The organism is Streptomyces sp. NPDC048825, assembly GCF_043198355.1.
GTDB lineage: Bacteria > Actinomycetota > Actinomycetes > Streptomycetales > Streptomycetaceae > Streptomyces > Streptomyces xiangluensis.
Genome location: NZ_JBICUR010000001.1, coordinates 749,685 through 771,000, shown reverse-complemented (window position 1 = coordinate 771,000; position 21,316 = coordinate 749,685). Strand labels below are relative to the sequence as shown.

Here is a 21,316-nt window from a genome sequence, read left to right as displayed (position 1 = left end):
CGAGGGCCTCATACTCCGTCGACGGGGCGCAGGCGCAGGCGGTGCAGTCGGCGCTTGAGGTGCAGTCGCCAGGCCGTGTCGCGCTCGCCGATGTGGACGCGGGGGAGGGCGTACGGGCCGGCCAGGTCGCCGGGGGTGGTGGCGCAGGCGTAGCTGTAGCCCGCTTCCCGTACGGCGTCGACGGTTCGGCGGTCGGCTTGGCCGTACGGGTGGCAGAAACCGTGGATGTGAGCACCGGTCACTTCGGAGAGCAGCGCTCTGCTGTCGTTCACCTCGGCACGGAGCAGCGCGTCGTCGGCCCGGGTCAGGTCCTGGTGCGTGAGGCCGTGCGAGCCGATCTCGATGCCCTCGGCGGCCGCCTGGCGGATGCCGTCCGCCGACAGCAGCGGCTTGCGCGGGCCACAGGGGTCCCAGGCGTTGTCGCCGCCCAGCCTGCCCGGCAGTACGAACAGGGTGGCGCCGAAGGCGTGGCGGCGCAGCAGCGGCAGGGCGTGCGCGAGGAAGTCGGCGTACCCGTCGTCGAATGTCAGGCCCACCAGGTCCTGGCCCTCCCCGCGGGCGCGCGCGGCGAGCAGTTCACGTACTCCGACGCCGCGCAGGCCCCGTCGGCGGAGCCAGCCGAGCTGCCGGTCCAGGCGGTGGGGCGAGACGGTGACGCGGTACGGGTCGTGGGAGCAGTCGCCCACGGAGTGGTACATCGCCACCCACGGGGGCGGGCCGGGTCTGCGCCGGGGCGAGTCTGATCGGGGGGCGGCGGAAGGGCCGCGGTCAGCGGACACGGGCATGGGGAAGCCTCCGGGTGATGGTGCGGATCGTGGGGGCGAGGCCCTGCCCGTCCGGCATTCCGGCGAGCAGGAGGAAGACGACGGTGACGGCCGTGCCGCCGGCCGTGAGCCCGAGGGTGGGGGAGTCGATGAGGCTCGCGCCGAGCCAGCCCACCCCACAGGCGACCACCGTGGCGCGCAGCGGTCTGCCCATCGCGGCCAGCACCGGCCGGGTGCGGATCGGCACGCCGCGCGTTCCCATGCCGTACAGCAGGATCAGGGCGGTGAGGCTGACGCCGGCCGCGTTGGCGGCGGCGATGCCGAGCACGCCCCACGGGCCTACCGCCCACGTGCCGGCCCCCGCGGTGGCGGCGATACCGGCGGTCATGGCGGCCACCGGGTACCAGGTCGGGCGCCCCGCCGAGAAGTACGACCGGACGAGCGCGCCCACCAGCGCGTGGCCGAGCAGCCCCAGCGCGTACACGCGCATCACGGCGGCGGTGGCCGCGGTGTCCTGTGCGGTGAACGCACCCCGTTGGAACAGGACTTGGACGAGTTGCGGGGCACAGGCGACGACGACGGCGGTGCCGAGCAGCACGACGTACGACACGGCTGCGAGGTCGCGTTCGACGCGGTCGCGGGCCCGCTCGGTGTCGCCCTCGGCCAGTGCCTGCGAGACGACGGGGAAAGTGACCGTGCACAGCATCAGGGCGAGCACCATCGGCAACTGGGCCACCTTCTGGGCGTAGTTGAGATGCGAGATGGTGCCGGCGGGGAGCGGGGAGGCAAGGAAGCGCTCGATGAGGACCTGGGACTGTCGGCACAGGGCGAAGAGCAGCACGGTGACGAAGAGGGTGAGGTTCAGGGCGCGCGGGTCGGCAGCAGGATCTCCGGGGGCCGCAGGGGCCATCGCGTTCGTCCCGGTCGGTCCGAGGGTCGTCTGCCGGCGGCGCAACTGCCGTAGCAGTGAGGGTAGTTGGGTGACGATCATGAGCACCCCACCCAGCGCGACGCCGATAGCCGCCGCTCGCACGCCCCAGCGTCCGCCCAGGACGAACATCGCCGTGATGATGGCGGTGTTGTACGCGACGTAGATGGCCGCGGGCGCGACGAACCTGCGGTGTGCGCGCAGGGCCGCACTGCAGTAACCCGCGAGGCCGAAGGTCAGTACGCAGGTGCCGGTGAGCCGGGTGCAGTCCACCGCGAGGCGGGGGTCCGGGAGTCCTGGCGCCAGCATCTCGACCAGGTACGGCGCTCCCCAGATGAGCAGCGCCGACGCCACAGTGAACGCCGACGCCAGCCGGGGCAGCGTGCCGCGTACCAGGGCGCGCACCGGGTCGCCGTGGCCCCCCGTGCCGCCGTGGGCGCGACGGGCCACGACCGCGCTGAACGCCGGTACGAGCGCGAAGGCCAGCCCGTCCTCAATCAGCAGCGTCGCCGCGAACTCCGGCACGGTCCAGGCGACCAGGAAGGCGTCCGTCTCGCTCCCCGCCCCGAAGAGATGCGCCAGGGCCTGGTCCCGGCCGAGGCCCAGCAGGGCACCGGCCAGGGAGAGGAGGACGGTGACGAAGGCCGCCCTGGCGAGGAAGCCGTGCGAGACGAAAGTGGTCCTACTGCCGGGGGCGGGGGCGGGGGCGTCCGTGCCGGGGCCTGCCACCGCGGTGGCCGTGGCGTCTCCGGCTTGCGGAGGTGGGACGATCGTCATCGTGGAGCTGCCTCCTTGGAGGCCTCGGAGACAGCCGGTTCGGGACAGCCCTCTCGGCCCCCCAATGCCCACCACGCCGTCAGGCCCAGGCAGATCGCGGTGAGGACGGTCGTGGGCCCGCCGATATCGGCGTACGCGAAGTTGACCAGCTGCCAGACCAGCAGCCCGCAGGCGACGAGCCCGCAGTCGAGGGACGATTCCGCCGTCGGGGCGTCGCCGGGGTCCCGCGCTCTACGGGCGCGGACCAGCCTTCGCAGCGCCGGCACCAGCAGCGCCAGCCAGCTCCCCGTGAGCGCCAGCAGCCCGACGATGCCCTGCTCGCTGAGCACCAGCAGGTACATGTTGTGCGGCGACAGCAGCGGCTGCTTCCGGTACTCCGTGCCCGCGCCCTCGATGTCGCTGCCCGACGACAGCGCCAGCGAGGCGTGAGCGTCGCGGTGCTCGGGGAAACCCTTGAAACCGACGCCCGTGAGCGGCCGTTCACGCCACATGTCGGCCGCCGCCGCCCACATCGTGTACCGGTCGGTGACCGACTGGTCCGGCGCGTCGCCGACCTGGCCGATGCTGCTGACCCGCTCCTGCAACAGGGTGGAGCCGACTCCGAACCCGCCGACGAGGATCACCGAGACCGCGGCCACGACCGCACCCGCCGCCACCGCCCGCCGCAGGCCCGCGAGCACCAGCTGCGCCCCGCACGCGACGACCGTCGCGATCCACGCACCCCGGCTGAAGGACACGGCCAGTGGCACGACGAGCAGCACCATGCACACCAAGGCCCACACCCGCTGTCGTACGGACCCGGCTGCGAGCGCCAGGCCCACCGCGCACACCAGCCCGAAGGACACCACGGTCGCCATCCCCATGACATCGCCCGGCCCGAAGGTGCCGACCGCCCGGATCTCCTGGCCCATGTACGAGGCGCCGGTCCCGGTCGCGTACTGGTGCACCCCGACGGCCCCCTGCCACATCGCAAGCGCCACCACCGACCAGGCCAGCAGCCGGACGTCCCGCCGGTCGCGGACGAGCAGTAGGACGGCGGCCGGGACGAGCACGAAGATCTGCAGCCAGCGCGCGAAGCCGGTGAGCGCCGCGCCCGGCGTCATGGCCCCCGCTGCCGCCACCGCGAACCCGGCCACGGGCAGGCCCAGTACCACTACGGCCGTACGGGACAGGGGGCGCCGCCGGTGCCGCAGCAGACGAATCGCGCAGCACAGGACGACGACACCGGAGGCGGCGTCGGCGGGGCTCGCGCCGCCCTCGCCGCCCGGTGCGACGGGCAGCGCGAGCAGGGCGATCACCGCTACCACCGGCAGGACGGGCGCCAGTCCGCGCGCGGTCCGCAGGGCGTTTGTGTGGCTCACCGGTGGTCAGCTCCCCGTCGGGCGTACCAGCGCGGCGGCCGTGCGCAGCAGGATGCAGATGTCCTGCCACAGCGACCAGTCGTCGATGTACGCGTTGTCGAAGCGGGCGCGGTCCTCGATGGAGGTGTCGCCGCGCAGCCCCTGGATCTGGGCGAGCCCGGTGATGCCGGTCCGCATACGGTGGCGGGCGGCGTAACCGGGGTAGGTCCGGCTGAAGCCGGCGACGAAGTACGGGCGTTCGGGGCGTGGCCCGACCATGCTCATGTCGCCCCGGAAGACGTTCCACAGCTGGGGCAGCTCGTCGAGCGAGGTCCGGCGCAGGAAGCGGCAGAACCGGCTCATGTCCCGCTCGCCCGCCACACTCCAGCGGGTGGCGGCCTCGTGCTCGTCGGCCGGGCGATGGGTGCGGAACTTCAGCAGTGTGAAGGGGAGTCCGTACGCGCCGATGCGCTCCTGGCGGAAGACGACACCCGGTCCCTCGCTGATCCGCAGCACCAGTGCGCAGGCCAGCAGTACCGGGGCGGCGAGGAGGAGCAGCAGCCCGGAGACCAGTACGTCCAGGGCGCGTTTGGCTGGTCTGACGGGGTGTCGGCTTCCGGTCTCCAGGCGACGGCAGGAGAAGCCGGCGATGCGCTCGCGGGGGGTACGGGGGAAGGACAGGCCGCCGGTTGACGGCTTGGAGGCCGGGCGGCCCGTGTGTGCGAGTGCCGTGCTGCCGGGTCCGTCGTGTGGGGCAGGGCCCTTGCCCGTCGCGGTTCCTGACAGGACGTAGGCGGTGCGGTCGGCCTGTTCGTACGCGGAGCTCACGGCCGGGGCGTACGACGGTACCTCCGCGTCGATTTCCCACAGCGCGCAGCCTGACTCGGCCAACTCCCGCACCGTCGGGCCGTGTTCACCGACGGGGCCGACGAGGAGCACGGACCGCACGCCGTTCTGGACGACGGCCCGCTGCACCTCCTCGTCCGTGCTGAGCACGGGCAGTCCCGCACTGCCTGCCTGGTCGTCGGCGAGGACGCCCACCGGTCTGAGACCGCACTCCGGGCGGCGCAGGAAGGCGGCGGCCACGCGCTGGGCGGTGGCGGCCGGGCCCACGACGAGCGCGGCGGCGGGGTTGCGGACCAGCATCCGGCGGCGGCGCCAGTGCAGCAGGCCGCGGCCTGCGCAGCTCGCCGCCGTCTGCAGGGCGCAGCCGGTCAGCAGCGTACGGGCGGACGGGGCGTGGGCCGGGGAGAGCGCCGCGACCAGTGCCGCGAGGGCACACCAGCTCACCGTGATCCGGACGCAGAGGGCGGGGAGTTCGTCCAGGACGGCGGGCACGGCGGCCGGGCGGTACAGCGCCGCCAGCGCGTTCAGCCAGAGGACGGCGAGCAGTAGTGGCGCGGTCAGCAGGGGGTGGGGGAGGGCCGGGGCGGCGGTGAGCGCGGCCGTCGCGTCCACGAGGAGCAGGGGTAGCGCGGGGGCGCGCCGCGCGGCGGACCGCTGCCTGGCGGCGAACCCCGAGCCGCCGGGGGCCCCGAGTGCGGGGACGACCGAAACGGGCAGGAATCCCCGCTCCGGTTGCTGGGCTGCGAGGGGAGAGACGGTGCGTTCGACGGTCACGAGCGGATGGACTCCCTGCACTCGATGGGTACCTGGGTCACCGGGCGCCCGGAGCCGAGGAGTTCGCGGTAGAGGGACACGACCGCCTCGGCCGAGTGCCGCACGTCATGCGCGGTCAGAACGTGGCGGCGCCCCTGGCGGCCGAGCGACTCGCGCAGCGGCGGATCGAGCAGCGCACGGGTGAGCGCGTCGGCCAGCGGGCCCGGCCGGCCGGGGGGTACCAGGCAGTGCGTCCGGTGACGGGGCGGCAGACTCTCGCGCGCTCCGGCCACGTCCGTGACCACCACGGGCCGACCGCACGCCATCGCCTCCAGCGGTGCCAACGCCATGCCCTCCCAGCGGGACGGCAGCACCACCAGGTCGGCGGCCTGGTACCAGGGCAGGGCATCGGCGACAGCACCGGCGAACAGCACGCCCTCGGGCGCACGGTGCCGCAGCAGCTCCTCGTCCGGCCCGTTCCCGACGAGGGCGAGCCGGGCCCCGGGCACGTGCCGCAGGACCGAGGGCCACGCCTGGAGCAGTACGTCCTGGCCCTTCTGCCGGCACAGCCGTCCTACGCAGACGACCAGGAGGTCGGACGGATCGAGGGTGGTGAGGAGCGCCGGGGTGGCTCGTACGGTGGTTTCGCTTTGTACAAGGGTGTCGGCGGCGTGGGCTTGTACGGCTGTGTCGGCTTGTGCGGCTGTGTCGGCGGCGGGCTGGAAACGCTGCGGGTCGACCCCGTTGGGGATCAGTCGCCAGTTGGCCTGCACCCCGGCCCGTACGCCTCGCGCGCGCTCTGCCTCGCTGACGCACACCACACGGGCGGCCCATCGCGCCGCCCACCGCTCCCACGCCAGGGCAGTCGCCGCCGTGAGCCCGCCGACCGCCTCGAACGACCAGGCATGCGGCTGGAAAACGGTCGGGATCCGCCCCCTGACCGCCAGCCGGGCGGCGAGCCCGGCCTTGGCACTGTGCGCGTGCAGCACCTCGGGCCGGATCTCGTCGACGATGAGTGCGAGCCGGCGCACCTCATCGGGAAGCGACCATCCCGGCGCGCGGGTGGCGGGCCAGTGCCGTACGTCTGCGCCGAGTTCCCGCAGCGTCCGGGCGAGGCCGCTGCCGGGGCAGGCGACCGTGACATCGAAACCGGCCACACGCTGTGCCCGCACCAGCTCGGTGACGACGTGGGCGACGCCACCGTCCACCGGCTGGGTGACGTGGAGGACGCGCGGCGAAGTCCCTCGCCCCGTCGCTCCGCGCAACGATCCGGCAGACCGGCTGACCATCACCGTGCGAGTCGACCCGCAGGGCGGCCGTCCCGCCCTGACGGGCCATGGGACGGGCGGAGCTCCGTGCGAGTCGCAGTGGAAAGACCCCGGGCATGACGCATGACCGGCGTTGCCCTTTCGCGAGGAACGTCAAATTCTGCTGACGGTGCGTCACTCTATCCCGGAGTACCTCGTATATCGGGCAAGAGTGACGAAATGCTTAAATCACCCGTCTCGTGTCGGTGGCCGTACGGCCGGTGCCGTCGGGGTGCTGCGCCGAACGGGGCGAGGTGTCCAGAGGGGGTCGACATGGCTGCTCACCAGTGATGATGTCCGGTCACGAGAGGATGGATGTTGACGCTGTGCGTCTGCTCGGTTGCAGTGTGTGTCCACCGGTTTAAGGGTGGCCACAAGACCCCACGCACCCTTGCGAAAGGAACCTCAATGCGTGCTCTTTCGGCACGGCGCATCGCGACCTCTGCACTCTGCGCCACGTTTCTGCTCGGTGTCATGGCTCCCACCACCCTGGCGGCCGACACGGCGCGGGAAAGTACTCGCGAGTCGGCCCCCGCCAACGATGCGGCCACCCTCCAGAACCAGGTCCAGCAGCTGGGCGCCGTCAGCTCCGTGGTGGCCCCGGTCACCGAACTTCAGAACGCCGTGCTGAAGGCCGAGAACTCCCCGCTCTCCGCCGCGGAGGTGACGAGGCTCGGCGACGCCGCCAAGGCCGCCATCGCCGAGGCCGCCGCGAACCCGGTGACTTCCGCAGTCCCGTCGACCCCGTCCACGCCGGGCGTGACGACTCCCACCGCGCCCCTGGCGCCGGTGACGCCGGCCGATCCGGCGACGTCGGCTCAGCTGCCCGCTGACGGCCTGCAGGATGCGCTCGCCGCCCTGCAGCAGGCCGTGACCGACTTGGTCGCCGCCGCCAACTCCGGTGACATCGCGGGCGCCCTCGCCGCGGTCAAGACCGTGTCGCAGAAGCTCGTGGCCGCAGTCCTCGCCCTCCTGGGCGGACTCCCCGGCCTGCCCATCCCGGGCCTGCCCCTTGAGCAGCCCTCCTGAGAACGGGAGTTGTGCCTGAGGCGAAGCAGGCACAGCTCGGCCCGGACGCCGTACCGACGCCGTTGCGGATCGGTACGGCGTCCGTTGCTGCGGTCGGACTCCTGTTGCCCCGTGTAGGTAGTCGCGTTCATAGGAGGATGAGAAACGCGGATAAAACGCGCCCTTCATTCGGGTGACCTTCTCTGCGGCGGGCCGGAATTTTCGGTGTTCGGGGTTTCCGTGGTGTCCGGGGCTCGTTCGCTTCGGTGAAGCAATTCCCGCTGGCGACTTACGGGTTGCCGAAGAAAGGAACGCGATGAAGTCTCTGAAGGCTGCCGCCATCGTTGCCGGTTCCCTGGTCGTGGCTGGTCTCGCCACCCCCGCTGTCGCCGCCGACGTCGCGGGGGGCCTGCCCGGCGACCTCAATGGCAACGTGCGCAACCTCACTCAGGGTGCCAAGGCGCCGGGGCTGGACGGTCAGAAGATGCTCGACACGGAGAAGGGCCTGGTGCCCAAGGCCGTCGAGAAGACGACGGGCACCGTGGGTAATGGCCAGCTGGGGCGCTGAGAACTCGTGCAGAAGTGAAGGGCTGGGGCGCACTTTCGTCTCAGGCCTTCGCTGGGATTCTTCGCCCGGGTTCCTTTCCGGATCTGTGTATCGGTTCTTGTGACCGTCCCTGGGCTCCCTGGGCTCCCTGGGCCGATTCCGCCGCATGCGGGATCGGCCCTTTGACCGTGTTCAGCGTGTTCCGTGCGTTCAGCGTGTTCCGCACAGGGACGAGGAGGAGGCAGATCGTGTTGAGCAACAGACCAATGAGGTTTCCACCAGTACGACCGGTACGCAGTGCGGCTGAGCCCGCGGGGCGGCGGCGTGTGTTGCGGGTGGCGTTCGCGGCGGTGGTCGGGATGGCGTCCGCGCCGTTCGTGGTGGCGTCGAGGGCGACAGGGGTGCAGGAGACGCGGTTCGAGCAGACGCATCGCGGTCGCCGGATCGTCGGTATCTGGCACGAGGACGGGCGGTCCGGGGGCGGTGGCTCCGGCACGTGGCACATCGCCGTGGACGGCCGGCCGCTGCATCTGATGCGCCGAGCGGACGGCAGCTGGGTGAGCATGGTCGACCACTACCAGTCGTACGCGACTCCGCTCGCCGCCGCGCGCGCGGCCGTCGACGAACTCGGCCCCACCGCAGGGCTGGGCGCACCGGAAGGCGCGCCGGATGACACGAGCGGCCGTACGCCGGGCGGGGACACGGGAACCAAGGGGGAGCACCGCTGTGGTGTACACGCGTAAGGACGTCAGCACGCTCACGGGGTCAGAGCGGCGCCGGTTCGTCGAGGCGCTGCTCGAGGTGAAACGCCGTGGCGAGTACGACCAGTTCGTACGTACGCACATCGAGTACTACCGCTCCGACGGTGAGCCAGGGCTGCGCGTCGCCCATATGGCGCCCTCCTTCCTGCCCTGGCACCGCAGGTTCCTGCTGGACCTGGAGGAGGCGCTGCGCCGCGTGGACGACTCGGTGACCGTGCCGTACTGGGACTGGACGCGTAACCGCACCACGACGGCAGTGCCGTGGACCGAGGACCTGCTCGGCGGCACCGGGCGGCGGTCCGACCGGCAGGTCATGACCGGACCCTTCGCCTACCGCAACGGCGCGTGGACCATCCGGGTGGGGGTCACCGACACCGAGTTCCTCGCGCGCGATCTGGGCCGCTGGCGGGACCCGATCGCGCTGCCCACGGCCGCGGATCTGGAACTGGCCCTTGAGGACCCCGTCTATGACACGGCTCCTTGGAATTCCACGTCGGCCAAGGGGTTCCGTAACAAGCTGGAGGGGTGGGGGCCGGGGCGGGGCGCCGTCTCATGGCGTACCCACAACCGGGTCCATCGTTGGGTCGGCGGCCAGATGGTCGGCGGCGCCTCCGTCAACGACCCCGTCTTCTGGATGCACCACGCCTTTGTCGACCTCCTCTGGTCCCGCTGGCAGCGGCGGCATCCCAGCGCCCGCTATCTCCCCGCCAAGCCGCTGGCCCGGGGAGACGAACAGCGCGGCCGGGTCGCCGCGCGGAATGAGCGGATGCCGCCGTGGGACGTGACGCCGGGCGAGGTGGAGGACCTCAGCGCGATCTACCGGTACGCGTAGGCCGCAGGGGCCGGGTACGGGTTAGCTGCGTAGGCACGGTACGCAGGGGCGGGGTACGAGTACGAGCCTTCGGGCCGTGCCCTCGGCAGCCACTTGGTCGATGACAGGAGCGGGGGAGCGTCGGTGGCTGCTGCTGCGGGGCGCCGAATTGTTCAGCCTCGCCGGGTCAGTGCCGCAAGTCGCCGGATGCGAGGCGGTCCACATACCATGCGCACACCTGCCTCAATCCTTCTCGCAGGTCGATCCGAGGCGCCCAGCCCAGTGCGGTGATCCGGGAGATGTCGAGGAGTTTGCGTGGGGTGCCGTCGGGTTGGTCGGCGTCCCACTCGATGCGCCCCCGATAGCCGATCACCTCGGCGACCATCTCTGCCAGTTCACGGATGGTCAGGTCGGTTCCGGTCCCGACATTGACTGGTTCGTCCCCGTCGTAGTGCTCCAGTAGGTGCAGACAAGCCCTGGCCAGATCGTCCACGTGCAGGAACTCTCGACGGGGAGTGCCGCTGCCCCAGTTCACCACCTGCGGCGCCCCCGTCTGCCGCGCCTCGTGGAAGCGTCGGATCAGTGACGGCAGCACATGGGAGTGCTCTGGGTGAAAGTTGTCCCCGGGCCCGTACAGATTGGTCGGCATGGCGGAGATCCACCGCAGACCGTGCTGCCGCCGTACCGCCTGCACCTGCACAATGCCGGCGATCTTGGCGATGGCGTAGGCGTCGTTGGTCGGCTCCAGGGGGCCCGTCAACAGCGCCTCCTCCCGGATGGGCTGGTCGGCGAACTTCGGGTAGATGCAGCTGGAGCCCAGGAACAGCAGCCGCTCCACCTCGTGCTCCAGGGCCGCGTCCAGCACATTGACCTGGATGCGCAGATTGTCGGAGAGGAACTCGGCGGGCCGGGTGGCGTTGGCCTTGATCCCCCCCACCCGCGCCGCGGCCAGTACCACCACGTCCGGGCGCATGGCCGCGAACCAGTCGAAGACGTCCCGGCGCTCCCGGAGGTCCAGGTCCGCCGAGCCGGGCCCGACCACATTGGTAAATCCTTCTCGGCGCAGCTCCCTCCACACCGCCGAACCGGCCATCCCCCGGCCTCCGGCCACGAATACGTGTGCGGAGCGATCGAAGGGCCGGCGGACACTTCCCTTCTGTTCCTTGTCGACGGCGGTCGACGCCGAGACAGGCGTGTGTGTGGCACCGGCATGCGCGCGGGTGGCCGTGGGCATCGTTGTCCTCCTTCGCTGACGCAATATCAGCACAAACGCGACACGACGTCATAATACGGAAAAGAAGGATGATTCCGTATCCTGGCCGAGTGCCTGAGGCGCCTGCCTGCGGAGCCGCAAATCTGCCGCCTGACAGCTCTGCCAGCACAAGGAGGCGCTCGGCGTGACCGTCAGGACGGGCATTGCCGCGCATTACGTGGCAAGCGAGGAACAGCATGCTGAAGACAAAGATCGCCGACCCCACAAGGCCCGGGTCCCTGGCCCACTCGGCTCGGGCCAAGCGCTGGGACGAACTGCTGCGGGGCTTTCCCGACCTGGCCGAGATGCACATTCTCGATCTCGGCGGCACTCCGGCCGCCTGGAGCGCCGCACCCGTCCGGCCGGCGCATGTGGTGACCGTCAATCTCGACCCGTACACCGCCCGGCATGCGGACGCGGAGGCCGGAATCACGCCGGTCGTCGCGGACGCGTGCGGTCTCTCCCTTCCCGCACACGTGGCCACCAAGCGGTTCGACCTCGTGTACTCGAACTCCGTCCTGGAGCACGTGGGAGGGCACTATCGACGGCAGCAGTTCGCCGACACGGTGCACGCCCATGCGGACCACCATTGGGTACAGACTCCCTACCGCTATTTCCCTGTAGAACCACACTGGCTGTTTCCGGGAATCCAGTGGCTCCCGTTCCGGGCTCGGGTCGCCATCTCGCAGTACTGGGGGCACGAGCACATCCCGCGCGCGGGGCCCACCACCCTTCCATGCCCCAGTGAGTTTTCCTGACCTCGCAGCACAGCAAAGGAGTGCGCGTGACGGCCAAGACCGCGCTGATCACCGGCATCACCGGCCAGGACGGCTCCTACCTCGCAGAGTTGCTGTTGCAGAAGGGGTACACGGTGCACGGAATCGTCCGCCGCGCCTCGACCTTCAACACGCAACGCATCGACCATCTCTACCGGGACCCGCACGACCCGGATGCGCGTCTCTTCCTGCACTACGGCGACTTGACCGATGGCACCAGGATCGCGGGGCTGCTCAAGCGACTGCAGCCCGATGAGGTCTACCATCTGGCCGCCCAGTCCCATGTACGAGTGTCGTTCGACGAGCCGGAGTTCACCGGGGACTCAACCGGGCTCGGCACGACGCGACTGCTGGAGGCCATCAGGGCGACAGGCCTTCCCTGCCGGTTCTACCAGGCGTCCAGCTCGGAAATGTTCGGCGCCTCGCCGCCGCCTCAGCACGAGGGCACCCCGTTTCACCCTCGCTCCCCGTACGGAGTCGCCAAGGTCTACGCGTACTGGGCGACGCGCAATTACCGGGAGGCGTACGGGATGTACGCGGTCAACGGCATCTTGTTCAACCACGAGTCTCCTCGCCGAGGACCGACCTTCGTCACCCGCAAGGTGGCCACGGCTGCCGCGCGTATCAAGGCCGACCTGCAGGACGTGGTCTATCTGGGGAACCTCGACGCGCGACGGGACTGGGGATACGCGGCCGAATACGTCGAGGCGATGTGGCGGATGCTGCAACAGGACGAACCGGACGACTACGTGATTGCCACAGGCGTCAGCTACAGCGTGCGCGATTTCGTCGAGCAGTGCTTCGCCCACGTCGGCCTCGACTGGCGGGACCATGTGCGGTTCGACGAGCGATATCTGCGTCCGACAGAGGTGGACGACCTAGTCGGAGACGCGTCGAAGGCCGAGCGAGTCCTGGGATGGCGCCCGACGGTGCGAGCCCCGGAACTGGCCCACCTCATGGTCGACGCCGAGATCGCGGCACTGTCCCCGGCGGCTGCCGCTCCCGTCGGTGCATCCGCCGCTCCGACGGCTCTGGAGTTGGTCGGGCAGTGACGCGCACAGGGAGCCCGGCTCCACAGAAGGTCGCCGTCCTGATGACCTGCCATAACCGCCGGGACAGCACTCTGGCAGCTCTGGCGTCATTGGACAGGCAGCTCGGACTGCCGCCGAGGACAGCCCTGACCGTGCACCTCGTCGACGCCGGAAGTACCGACGGAACCGGCGCCGCCGTGCGCGCCGCCTTTCCGGGCACCGATGTGGTCGGGGCGGATCCCGATGTGTACTGGGGCACGGGCACGGCCATGGCGGCGGCACGAGCGGACCCCGGCGCTCACGTGCTGTGGCTCAACGATGATGTAGTCCTCGCCCCGAACGCGCTCGCCGCGCTGCTGCGCACCGCCGAGCCGCTCCAACGGGCGGCCGTGGTCGCCGGCGCAATGGTCTCCGCCGACAGAAGCCGCACCACTTACGGCGGCTACCGGCTCCGCCGCGCCCCCTGGCGCCCACCGCGTCTCGAGCGGGTCGAACCGGACCCCCGTCGGCCCCTGGCCTGCGACTCCTGCAACGGCAACGCGGTTCTGGTCACCCATGCGGCACGACAGACACTTGGAGACCTGGACCCTGCCTTCCCACACCGTATAGGGGACAGCGACTACGGACTGCGGGCACGGAAGGCCGGCATCCCGGTTCTGTTGGCTCCGGGGCACGTGGGTGTCTGTGACGACCATCCGCCGTTCGCCCCCGGCACTTCACGGGCCACCGGGATCACGGCACGCACGGCGCTGCGTCGGGCGACATCGGTGCGGGAACAGCCCCCCGGGCCATGGTGGCGCTTCTGCCGTCGCCATTTCGGGGTCTGGTCGCCGGTCGTCTTCTGTTCCCCGTATGCGAAGACACTGGTCACCGCGGTGCGGACGAGACGGTCTCCCGGTCGGCGGCGCACCCGCGCCGCCACTCCCACTGCAGGTGACGAGCGTCACCTGCCCCTCTAAAGCACCCATTCACGGCCACGGCGTGCCGCCGCGTGCTTCCGCCTCCGGCTCACCACCCCCCCAGGACGGACCAACGGTGTACGACCTAGCCGTCGCCTCGGACATTACTCAGACGCTCTTCGTGGGACTGGCGCTCTTCGGCATCCTGTTGTGGATCTTCACACAGCACTGCAATACCGCCATCGGTCTCCTCCTGGGCGTACAGGTGTGGGCGATCGCCGCGGACGGTGAGATCTCGCTCTTGGATGTCGGCGTCAGCATCTACCCAAGTGATCTGCTGGCCGCCTGCGCCGTGCTCGTGGCCAGCGCCCGGCTGCTGCGGCGGGGGGTGCCGCCCCGGGCCGAGTTGGTGCTCGTACTGGCGGTGATGTTCCTGATCGCATGCTCGATCCAGCGGGGAGTCGGTGTATGGGGCCTGCCCGTCGCCGCCAATGACGCCCGCGTCTACTTCTGGCAGGTCTTCGCCGCGGCCCTGTACGTCGCGACCGCGCCCCTGCACGTCGGCAGGGCCCGGGCCGTCGTGCGGCTGTGGCTGGTCTCAGCCGCCGCGTACGCCGCACTGAGCCTGGTCGGATGGCTGAACACCGGACTGCATTCGGTCGTCGACGCCGCCACCGTAGGAGGGAAGGTGTACGATCCCAGGCCGGTGCCAGCCAGGTCGGCTCTGGTCCTCGCACAGAGTGCGGTGCTCCTGCTGTGCCCATGGGGCGGGGGCTCGTCCGCCCCGGCCTCTACCACGGAGAACAGTCCGGGAAGAGACCGGCGGGAGCGGAGAGGCTGGCCGGACGGCGACCGCGGCAAGATCCTGCCGGCGCTGCTCTGTCTGGTCTGCGTGGTACTGCTGCAACACCGGACCATCTGGGCAACCACCATCGTGATGGCGGTCGTGTGGTGGGCGCTGATTCCTGCCCGAGCAGGTCAACGCCTGGCCTCATCGGCAACAGCCGTGGTGTCGTTGTGCGTGGTCGCGCTGGCGTTCGCCGCCGGAACGTTCGGCGGGGTCGGCAGCGTCCTCGCCGACTCCTTCGCGGAGACTCAGGACGCGAACAGCACCTTCTCCTGGCGGGTTCTCGGCTGGCAGGAGCTGATGGACGGGCCCAAGACCCTGACCGAATGGCTGCTGGGCAGTCCGTTCGGCTCCGGCTACGACCGGTGGGTCGGAGGCGTGGTGATCTCCGTCTCCCCGCACAACTACTACCTGCACGTCGTGCTTCGCCTGGGCGCTATCGGACTGCTCACGCTGCTGACCTTGTACGTTCTCGTATGGCGGCGGCTCGGTCGCTGCGGGAATGGCACGCTGGCACTGCGTCTGGTGGTCGTCTCCCAGCTTGTACTCTTCGTCTCGTACTCTCCGTTCCCCGAGCAAGGGATCCTCCTCGGGCTGTGTCTGTGGCAGCTGCGTGCCGACGCGGCAGGCCGGTTCAGCGATGTGCGGAGAAAACCGCTCGTCGCCCAGCAGAGGGGTGACACAGCCAGGAAAGTGGCGAATCAGAAGCACGGTGAATACCGGCAATAAACGGAAGCAGCCCCGACAATGGGGCAATGACTCTCCTTCATCGCATCCGTCTTGCCGTGCAGCGAATCGGCCTTGATGTGAACCGGTTTCCGCAGTGTTCACTCGATTACCGCATCGTGCAGCTGATTCACCGCAGTCGCATCGATTTGGTGCTCGATGTGGGGGCGAACCGCGGTGACTACGGAGCGATGTTGCGGCGGTTCGGATACCACGGAAGGATCGTCTCCTTCGAGCCGCTCCATGAGCCCTTGCGGACGCTGCGCCGCCGCGCCGCGGCGGACCCGCTGTGGAAAGTGTTTCCGTATGCCCTCGGTGACAGGAATTGCACCGTGAACGTCAACGTAGCCGGTAATGGATGTGCCAGCAGTTCCGTGCTGCCCATGTTGTCCAGGCACACAGAGGCCTGCCCGGAATCCCGCTACGTGGACGTCCAGGAAGCCGAGCAGTTTCGCCTCGACGCCGTCTGGCCGCAAGTAGCCGGGCCCGAGGAGCGCGTGTTCTTGAAACTGGACGTCCAGGGATATGAAGGAGCCGTCCTGGAAGGAGCCGCGGACCGCGTCGGTCAGTGCACCGGACTGCAGATGGAAGTCTCGTGTGTCCCGCTGTACGAGGGAAGTCTGCTCCTGGAAGACGCGCTGGGAATCGCGCAGCGCCGGTACGGGATGACTCTGGCGACACTGGTGCCCGGCTTCAGCGACAGCCGGACCGGGCAGATGTTGCAGTGCGACGCGGTGTTCCTTCGTGAAGGCACGCGGGCGGTACGACGCGGCAGCACGGATGACGGGGCACTCGGCCGCCCGTGATCAACACGGTGGGTCGGACGGATCCGTGGCCGCAGACGACGGGAGAGGGGAAGTGAGCGATCTCCGGCTCCGCAGCAGGCCCATGGCGACAGCAACCGTGAACACGGGGATCCAGCCGCGCAGAAACACGCACACGAGCACGACCGGCAGTATCGCGACCAGGCCATACCCCAAGGCCGCTGCCGCGGAACGGTCCGCGGCGCCGAGCGCGGCAGCGCCGCCCAATGCCGCCCCAACGGCGAGGTGCACCCCATGCATACGCAGGGCGGCGCCGGCACGCATCAGGCCGGACCGGTGCCAGGCCGCCAACTGCACGAGATGGCCCACCCCTTGACCCGCAGCGGCCGCGGCCGCGACCAGCAGAAGGGCCTGCGCGAACGCGGCCGCGGCAACCCCCGCCACGGTCGCCACGACCGTGACCGTCAGCGTGCCTAGCAGGGCCCGTGGCGCGTTCCGTACCTGGTCGATCAACCCTCCGCAGTAGCACAGCAAGGTCATGGCCGCCGCCGCGGACAGGACAGGGACCAGTGCCACGGCCGGCTCCCAGCCCGGCCCCAGCAGCAGGCGGAGGACCGTCGGCCCGATGCCTGCCGTGATGCCGAAGCCGATGAACGCCACGGCCGACGCCGCACACAGCGTTCGCTGCACGTCCTGGCCGAAACTGAGCCCTTCGGCGCGCCGCTCGGCGAGCAGCGGAGTCACGGCCCAGTTGATCCCTTGATATAGGAATGTCAGAAGCAGTCCGGTGAACAGGGACGCTCGGGAGTACGATCCCGTAGCGCCCGGACCGAACAGTCGGCCCGAAGCCCACAGCGGGATGTTGTTGGTGATGAACTGCCCCAGGCTGTGGCTCGTCATGAATCCCGAAGGGGCGAGGAGATCGCGAGCCCTGACCGGAGGCCCGGGAGGCAGCGGTCGGCGAGCGACCCAGACCGTGCCCACGGACAGGGCCACGGCCGCCGCGACCGGCTGTGCGACGGCCAGTGCGAATGGGTTCCAGCCGCATACGAGAAGACCTGCCGCCGTTGCCACCCCCACCGCCTGGCCCAGCGACTCGGCCAGCACCGCCATAGGGGCCGCACCCGCGCGACGCATGGCCGTGACGGTCACATTGGCGCTCGGCTGCACGAGGAACACGCATGCCAGCAGGCGCGCCATGACGGTGAGGTCCGGCATGTGGAAGACGGAGCCGAAGACCGGGGCCACCGCTTCCACCAGAAGGAAACACACGGCGCCGGAGACCATGCCGAGACGCCGGGCGGCGCGCACGAAGGGCAGCGTCAGGCGCTCTGACCGGAGCACGCAGGCCGACAGTCCGGCGTTGGCGAAGTAGCCGAAGAACGGCACTACCGTCAGCGTGATGGCGTAGGCGCCGTAGGCATGGGCATCCACGGCGCGGGCGGAGTAGGCCGTGTATCCGAGTTGGAGCAGCACGACCACCACGGAGCCGGCGATGTTCCAGCGCAGGCTGATCACGGCTGACCGGGATGCGGTTTCCGAAGATCGATGCCGGGCGGAGGCGGTCGCACGGTGAGCCGCTGACATGTCCGAGACTTCAGCCGTTCGCGATGCTCTGCCGGGTGAGTTCGCCCGCGCGTAGGCTGGAGAGGGCGTCTGCGGCCGGAGCCATCTCAGGGCTCGCCAGGACGATGCATCCCCGCTTCGCGCCGGTCTCGTCGGCCGAATCGCTCTTCGGGTAGAAAGCCTTCCAGCCAGGGAGTCCGGGGAGGTAGTTCACGTCCAACGGGATTCCGTGGTACGAGGTGAACTGATAACCGGGGTCACCCGGTACGCGGAAGTCGTCGATCATCACGACGGCTCTGGTCCAGAGCGCCTCGATGATCTCCAGTTCCTGGTAGCGAGGTACGTCCTCCTGCCAGTGAGCGTCGAGATAGAAGAGCAGCGCGGGGTTTCCTGGCCGCTTCGAGAGGATTTTCAGCATCTTCCGTGAGTCTGCGTGGTACAGGCGGATCCCCGGAAGGCCGCGGCATTTCACCGCAGCGTATCTGTAGAACCTCTCTTCGATCTCGGCGGAGTGGACGGGCAGGCCTGAGACATCACTCAGGAACCTCGTCGTAGTGCCGCGAAAGGAACCAGTCTCGACGATCTCGTCGAAGCTGATCGCCGCCAGCAGTTCGCGGATGATCTCCTGTCGCCTGAGCTGCCCGTTGAACGGCCCCAGTTCGAGCATGCTCAGGCGTGGAAACAGCAGATCCGTCCGGAAGGAGATCGCGGCAGGCAAGGCGGCGCTGACCCTGACGTAGGCCCGCTGTGAAAAGTTCACCGTCCGCTCCGATGTGCCGGGTTGCCGCCCGGCTTCACCACCACCGCGACCATCATGTTGCCGAGCCGGTTCACCGGCCGCAGTACTTGGTAGACGGCTTTCGCCACCGGCAGGCGCCAACGCTCTGGGAAGCGGCATGCCAGCTTTCCGACCACCACGTTGTGGTCCCACATCCTGCCCGGCAGCACGATCGCCTTCTTGCACAACAGAAAGCTGCGGGTGGCCTGGTCCAGGATCGAGCGATTCCATCGGAAGACATAGTTGACGACGTCTCCATGCCGTTCCCACTCGGTGCCGATGAGCCTTCCCACCAGACCATCGTGCGGCTCAATCACGATGACGGCCCTCCGGGCCACCCGGAGCATCTCGGTGAAACCCAGAACCGGTCGCGGCAAGTGGTGCAGGCCGTCCTGGACAAGGACCAGGTCGTAACTGGAATCCGGAATCTCGGCCATGTTCTCCGCGTTCAGAGACATGGTTCGAAGTCTCGGTTCTAGGCTGCGGCACACGGTGAGTGCCTCTTCGGACAGATCACTGACCGTGATGTCTGTGAAGCCGTAACGCCTCAGGAAGATGCCCTCTCCGCCCACACCGCCGCAGACGATCAGCACGCTCTGTTTCGCTGGATCGAGCAGTCCTCGAACGCGCAGCATGCGCAGCGCGGTTTGCAGCCGCCGGTCGCGCAGAAAACGGGTCAGCGGATCGCTGGTCACGTGAAAGGACCAGTCGCCCCGGGTGCTGCAGATTTCGGCCATCGCGGCGCGCTGCAAATCAACTCCGCTTTTCACAGCTCCTCCTCCGGGGCGTATGAAATCCCAAGCCCCGGTTAGTCTGTCACGGTCGTATGGAATGATCCTGCCGCACGCGCTGAGTTTCCGTTGGGTGGCGGATTCCCCGGCGTCGTTGCGCTGTCGGAATGTGGCTCAGTGATTCCTAATGCGGTCTGTTAGCCTCGATCTTGCATGAGGGTCCGTCAGCTTGCTGACGGACCCTCATGCAAGATCGAGGCTAGCCCCCGAAAGCGCGTCACCGCCCCGCTACCAGGCGACTTGCCCGCTGGCTGGCTTTTCAGACGCCCTCTGACAAGCTCGTGCATGGTTGGCAGTGAGACGTCGGGGACTTCGGTGGTGCTCGGGGTTCACATCTGCTGTGCCGATTGTCGCAGGCATTCGTCAGAGAACATCGCGAGACGGGGATCAGGCAACAGCCGCCTCGACGATCAAGGCGAATTGGGGTCGGGACTCCAGGTTCCGGAGTTCAGGGTCATCGCTCTGGCCGGGTGCGTAACGGCGGACGGCGGAGAAACCAGCTGACCGGAGCTCCGCCTCCACCGCCTCGAAGTCCCACAGGAATCCGGCGTGATGGCCGCAGTCCTGGAAGGTCATGCGCAGCAGATCAACGGGATGCTCGGCCTGGTACCCCCTCCGCCGGCACTCCTCCATCTCCCCTCGCGTCTCGTCGTCACGTGCCAGGTACAGCCGCACAGCGTGCTCGACATCGGGTGTCGACAGCCGGATGCGCCCACCAGGTGCCAGAACGCGCCGGGCTTCACGGAACATGCGGCGGGCGGGCTCGAGGCGGATGTGCTCAATCATGTTGTCGGAGTAGATGTGACTCGCCGAGCCGGAGCGGACGGGCCACGTCCTGGTGGCATCCAGATAAGACCGCGTGTGCCAGCAGACATCGGTGCAGATCCAGCCGGGCCGACGGCTCCGGAAGCTCCCCACTTCGATCTTGAGGAGGGGCCCTGACCTGGCCGCATGTGCGAACCGGGCCTTGGCGATGGGGCGGTTGACGGCGCCGATGACCGACCTTGCAACGCTTTTCGCAACGGACACGCGAGCGACGCTACAGCGCTGCCTCGGACCGGCTTTGGTGCCACACCCAGCATGCGGCATGCACCACCCGCCCGGTCGTCCCGCACACAGCCTGTTGGAGCCCCATTGGTCGCCTATCCTCGCAAATTCGGGCTGCCCCATGCCCTGGTCGAATGGGTCACGGTCACTGTGTGGCCCTGGAGCGGCAACGCTGAAAGGGCTCCCTACGTTGTTCTGCGGGAGATGGTGAGCCCTTCGTATGGCTCACCCACCCAGGGGCGCGGGTGTGGTTGAAAAGGCTCTCCCGCTTGTGGCTCTCGGTGATTGGCCGCCCGGTGCCCCCACGACGACTCGGCTGTCAATTAGGAATTGCGAATGATCGCTCGTAGGGAATCGACAACGAGGTCGTCCGAAGCACCAGCAGCAGACCGCGCGGAGGCAGCACATGGCCGCAATCTGGGCCGGCATCGATGCCGGCAAGACCCACCACCACTGCGTCGCGATCGACAAGAGCGGCCACCGGCCGGAGAGAAACTGGCCGCCGGGCTGGTGCAAACGCTGGCGAAGGAAGTGATGGCCCTCAACCAGCCGATTGCCGATCTCGACAAGGACATCGAGGCCCGGTTTCGCGACCACCACGCCTTCGACGTGATCACCAGCATGCCAGGCCTGGGCCTCATCCTCGGTGCCGAGTTCCTGGCCGCCATCGGCGGCGACAGACCGTCTTCGGCACACCGGACCGCCTTGCCGGCTTCGGCGGAGTCACCCCAGTGCCCCGCGACTCTGGCAGGATCAGCGGCTACCTGAAGCGCCCTCAGCGATACAACCGCCGCCTCCAACGCGTCTTCTACACCTCGGCGTTGTTCAGCACCCGGTACTGCCAGGACTCTAGGCGCCGCGTGCCGAGGGCAAGCGTCACACACAGGCGGTTCTCGCTCTTGCCCGACGCCGCGTCAACGTCCTCTGGGCACTCCTACGCGACGGGCGCTGCTACGAGCCCGCGCCACCGATCGCTCTGGCAGCTTGACAAACAGCA

At 69.2% G+C, this 21,316-nt stretch carries 20 protein-coding genes and 1 pseudogene; 11 read left to right on the top strand and 10 right to left on the bottom strand.

Features of this window, described 5'->3' with window-relative positions; genetic code table 11:
* Positions 1 to 8: 8 nt before the first annotated feature.
* Genes ACGFNK_RS03575 through ACGFNK_RS03555 form a run of 5 tightly spaced genes read right to left on the bottom strand, consistent with a single transcriptional unit; the run spans position 9 to position 6,697 of the window.
* A complete protein-coding gene (locus ACGFNK_RS03575; RefSeq protein ID WP_393411501.1) occupies positions 9 to 785 on the bottom strand; it encodes a polysaccharide deacetylase family protein in 777 nt (258 codons plus the stop codon).
* Positions 769 to 2,469, bottom strand: coding sequence for a murein biosynthesis integral membrane protein MurJ (gene murJ / locus ACGFNK_RS03570; RefSeq protein WP_393411499.1), 1,701 nt, complete (start codon positions 2,467 to 2,469; stop codon positions 769 to 771). The genes ACGFNK_RS03575 and murJ overlap by 17 nt, the downstream gene beginning before the upstream one ends.
* Positions 2,466 to 3,830 (bottom strand): O-antigen ligase family protein, encoded by a 1,365-nt coding sequence (locus ACGFNK_RS03565; protein WP_393411497.1) that lies wholly within the window; start codon positions 3,828 to 3,830, stop codon positions 2,466 to 2,468. The genes murJ and ACGFNK_RS03565 overlap by 4 nt, the downstream gene beginning before the upstream one ends.
* 6 nt (positions 3,831 to 3,836) lie before the next feature.
* Positions 3,837 to 5,429, bottom strand: a complete 1,593-nt coding sequence (locus tag ACGFNK_RS03560) for a sugar transferase (protein WP_393411495.1) — start codon at positions 5,427 to 5,429, stop codon at positions 3,837 to 3,839.
* Positions 5,426 to 6,697, bottom strand: coding sequence for a glycosyltransferase (locus ACGFNK_RS03555; protein WP_393411493.1), 1,272 nt, complete (start codon positions 6,695 to 6,697; stop codon positions 5,426 to 5,428). Before ACGFNK_RS03555 ends, ACGFNK_RS03560 begins: the two co-directional genes overlap by 4 nt.
* Positions 6,698 to 7,123: 426 nt before the next feature.
* Here ACGFNK_RS03555 and ACGFNK_RS03550 point away from each other — a divergent pair, with 426 nt between their 5' ends.
* The 4 genes from ACGFNK_RS03550 (at position 7,124) to ACGFNK_RS03535 (ending at position 9,863) form a co-directional block, all read left to right on the top strand.
* Entirely contained in the window at positions 7,124 to 7,744 is a 621-nt protein-coding gene (locus ACGFNK_RS03550) for a hypothetical protein (protein WP_393411490.1), read from the top strand.
* Between the two features lie 295 nt (positions 7,745 to 8,039).
* Positions 8,040 to 8,291 carry a hypothetical protein gene (locus tag ACGFNK_RS03545; protein ID WP_386352727.1) on the top strand — a complete coding sequence of 84 codons (252 nt, stop codon included), beginning with the start codon at positions 8,040 to 8,042 and terminating at the stop codon, positions 8,289 to 8,291.
* 245 nt (positions 8,292 to 8,536) lie between these two features.
* Positions 8,537 to 9,013, top strand: coding sequence for a tyrosinase family oxidase copper chaperone (locus tag ACGFNK_RS03540; protein WP_393411487.1), 477 nt, complete (start codon positions 8,537 to 8,539; stop codon positions 9,011 to 9,013).
* Positions 8,997 to 9,863 (top strand): tyrosinase family protein, encoded by an 867-nt coding sequence (locus ACGFNK_RS03535; RefSeq protein ID WP_393411485.1) that lies wholly within the window; start codon positions 8,997 to 8,999, stop codon positions 9,861 to 9,863. The genes ACGFNK_RS03540 and ACGFNK_RS03535 overlap by 17 nt, the downstream gene beginning before the upstream one ends.
* A 166-nt stretch (positions 9,864 to 10,029) precedes the next feature.
* Here ACGFNK_RS03535 and ACGFNK_RS03530 read toward each other — a convergent pair whose 3' ends face one another.
* On the bottom strand, positions 10,030 to 11,076 hold the full coding sequence (locus tag ACGFNK_RS03530; RefSeq protein ID WP_393411483.1) for a GDP-L-fucose synthase family protein: 1,047 nt from the start codon (positions 11,074 to 11,076) through the stop codon (positions 10,030 to 10,032).
* Positions 11,077 to 11,291: 215 nt separating this feature from the next.
* Between ACGFNK_RS03530 and ACGFNK_RS03525 the strand changes: the two genes are divergently transcribed.
* From ACGFNK_RS03525 to ACGFNK_RS03505, 5 genes are all read left to right on the top strand, one after another.
* Complete coding sequence (locus ACGFNK_RS03525; RefSeq protein ID WP_393411481.1) at positions 11,292 to 11,852, top strand: SAM-dependent methyltransferase; 561 nt, start codon at positions 11,292 to 11,294, stop codon at positions 11,850 to 11,852.
* A 26-nt stretch (positions 11,853 to 11,878) separates the two neighbouring features.
* A complete protein-coding gene (gmd, locus tag ACGFNK_RS03520) occupies positions 11,879 to 12,922 on the top strand; it encodes a GDP-mannose 4,6-dehydratase (RefSeq protein ID WP_393411479.1) in 1,044 nt (347 codons plus the stop codon).
* A complete protein-coding gene (locus ACGFNK_RS03515) occupies positions 12,919 to 13,860 on the top strand; it encodes a glycosyltransferase family 2 protein (protein ID WP_393411477.1) in 942 nt (313 codons plus the stop codon). The genes gmd and ACGFNK_RS03515 overlap by 4 nt, the downstream gene beginning before the upstream one ends.
* Before the next feature lie 121 nt (positions 13,861 to 13,981).
* Positions 13,982 to 15,376: a hypothetical protein gene (locus tag ACGFNK_RS03510; protein WP_393411475.1), complete on the top strand. Its 1,395-nt coding sequence runs from the start codon at positions 13,982 to 13,984 to the stop codon at positions 15,374 to 15,376.
* Between the two features lie 26 nt (positions 15,377 to 15,402).
* Positions 15,403 to 16,179, top strand: a complete 777-nt coding sequence (locus ACGFNK_RS03505; RefSeq protein WP_393411473.1) for an FkbM family methyltransferase — start codon at positions 15,403 to 15,405, stop codon at positions 16,177 to 16,179.
* On the opposite strand, the gene ACGFNK_RS03500 is transcribed toward ACGFNK_RS03505, so the two are convergent.
* The 4 genes from ACGFNK_RS03500 to ACGFNK_RS03485 all read right to left on the bottom strand — a co-directional run bounded on the left by ACGFNK_RS03500 (position 16,180) and on the right by ACGFNK_RS03485 (position 20,301).
* Positions 16,180 to 17,655, bottom strand: a complete 1,476-nt coding sequence (locus ACGFNK_RS03500) for an oligosaccharide flippase family protein (RefSeq protein WP_393411471.1) — start codon at positions 17,653 to 17,655, stop codon at positions 16,180 to 16,182.
* 79 nt (positions 17,656 to 17,734) lie between these two features.
* Entirely contained in the window at positions 17,735 to 18,370 is a 636-nt protein-coding gene (locus tag ACGFNK_RS03495) for a hypothetical protein (RefSeq protein ID WP_393411469.1), read from the bottom strand.
* 89 nt (positions 18,371 to 18,459) lie between these two features.
* On the bottom strand, positions 18,460 to 19,251 hold the full coding sequence (locus ACGFNK_RS03490) for a class I SAM-dependent methyltransferase (protein ID WP_393411467.1): 792 nt from the start codon (positions 19,249 to 19,251) through the stop codon (positions 18,460 to 18,462).
* A gap of 408 nt (positions 19,252 to 19,659) precedes the next feature.
* Positions 19,660 to 20,301: a class I SAM-dependent methyltransferase gene (locus ACGFNK_RS03485; RefSeq protein WP_393411465.1), complete on the bottom strand. Its 642-nt coding sequence runs from the start codon at positions 20,299 to 20,301 to the stop codon at positions 19,660 to 19,662.
* A gap of 424 nt (positions 20,302 to 20,725) precedes the next feature.
* Here ACGFNK_RS03485 and ACGFNK_RS03480 point away from each other — a divergent pair, with 424 nt between their 5' ends.
* Positions 20,726 to 20,854, top strand: a complete 129-nt coding sequence (locus ACGFNK_RS03480; protein WP_393412180.1) for a hypothetical protein — start codon at positions 20,726 to 20,728, stop codon at positions 20,852 to 20,854.
* Positions 20,806 to 21,307: pseudogene (locus tag ACGFNK_RS03475) on the top strand (transposase); the annotation flags it as partial. The gene ACGFNK_RS03480 and the pseudogene ACGFNK_RS03475, both read left to right, overlap by 49 nt.
* Positions 21,308 to 21,316: the final 9 nt, after the last annotated feature.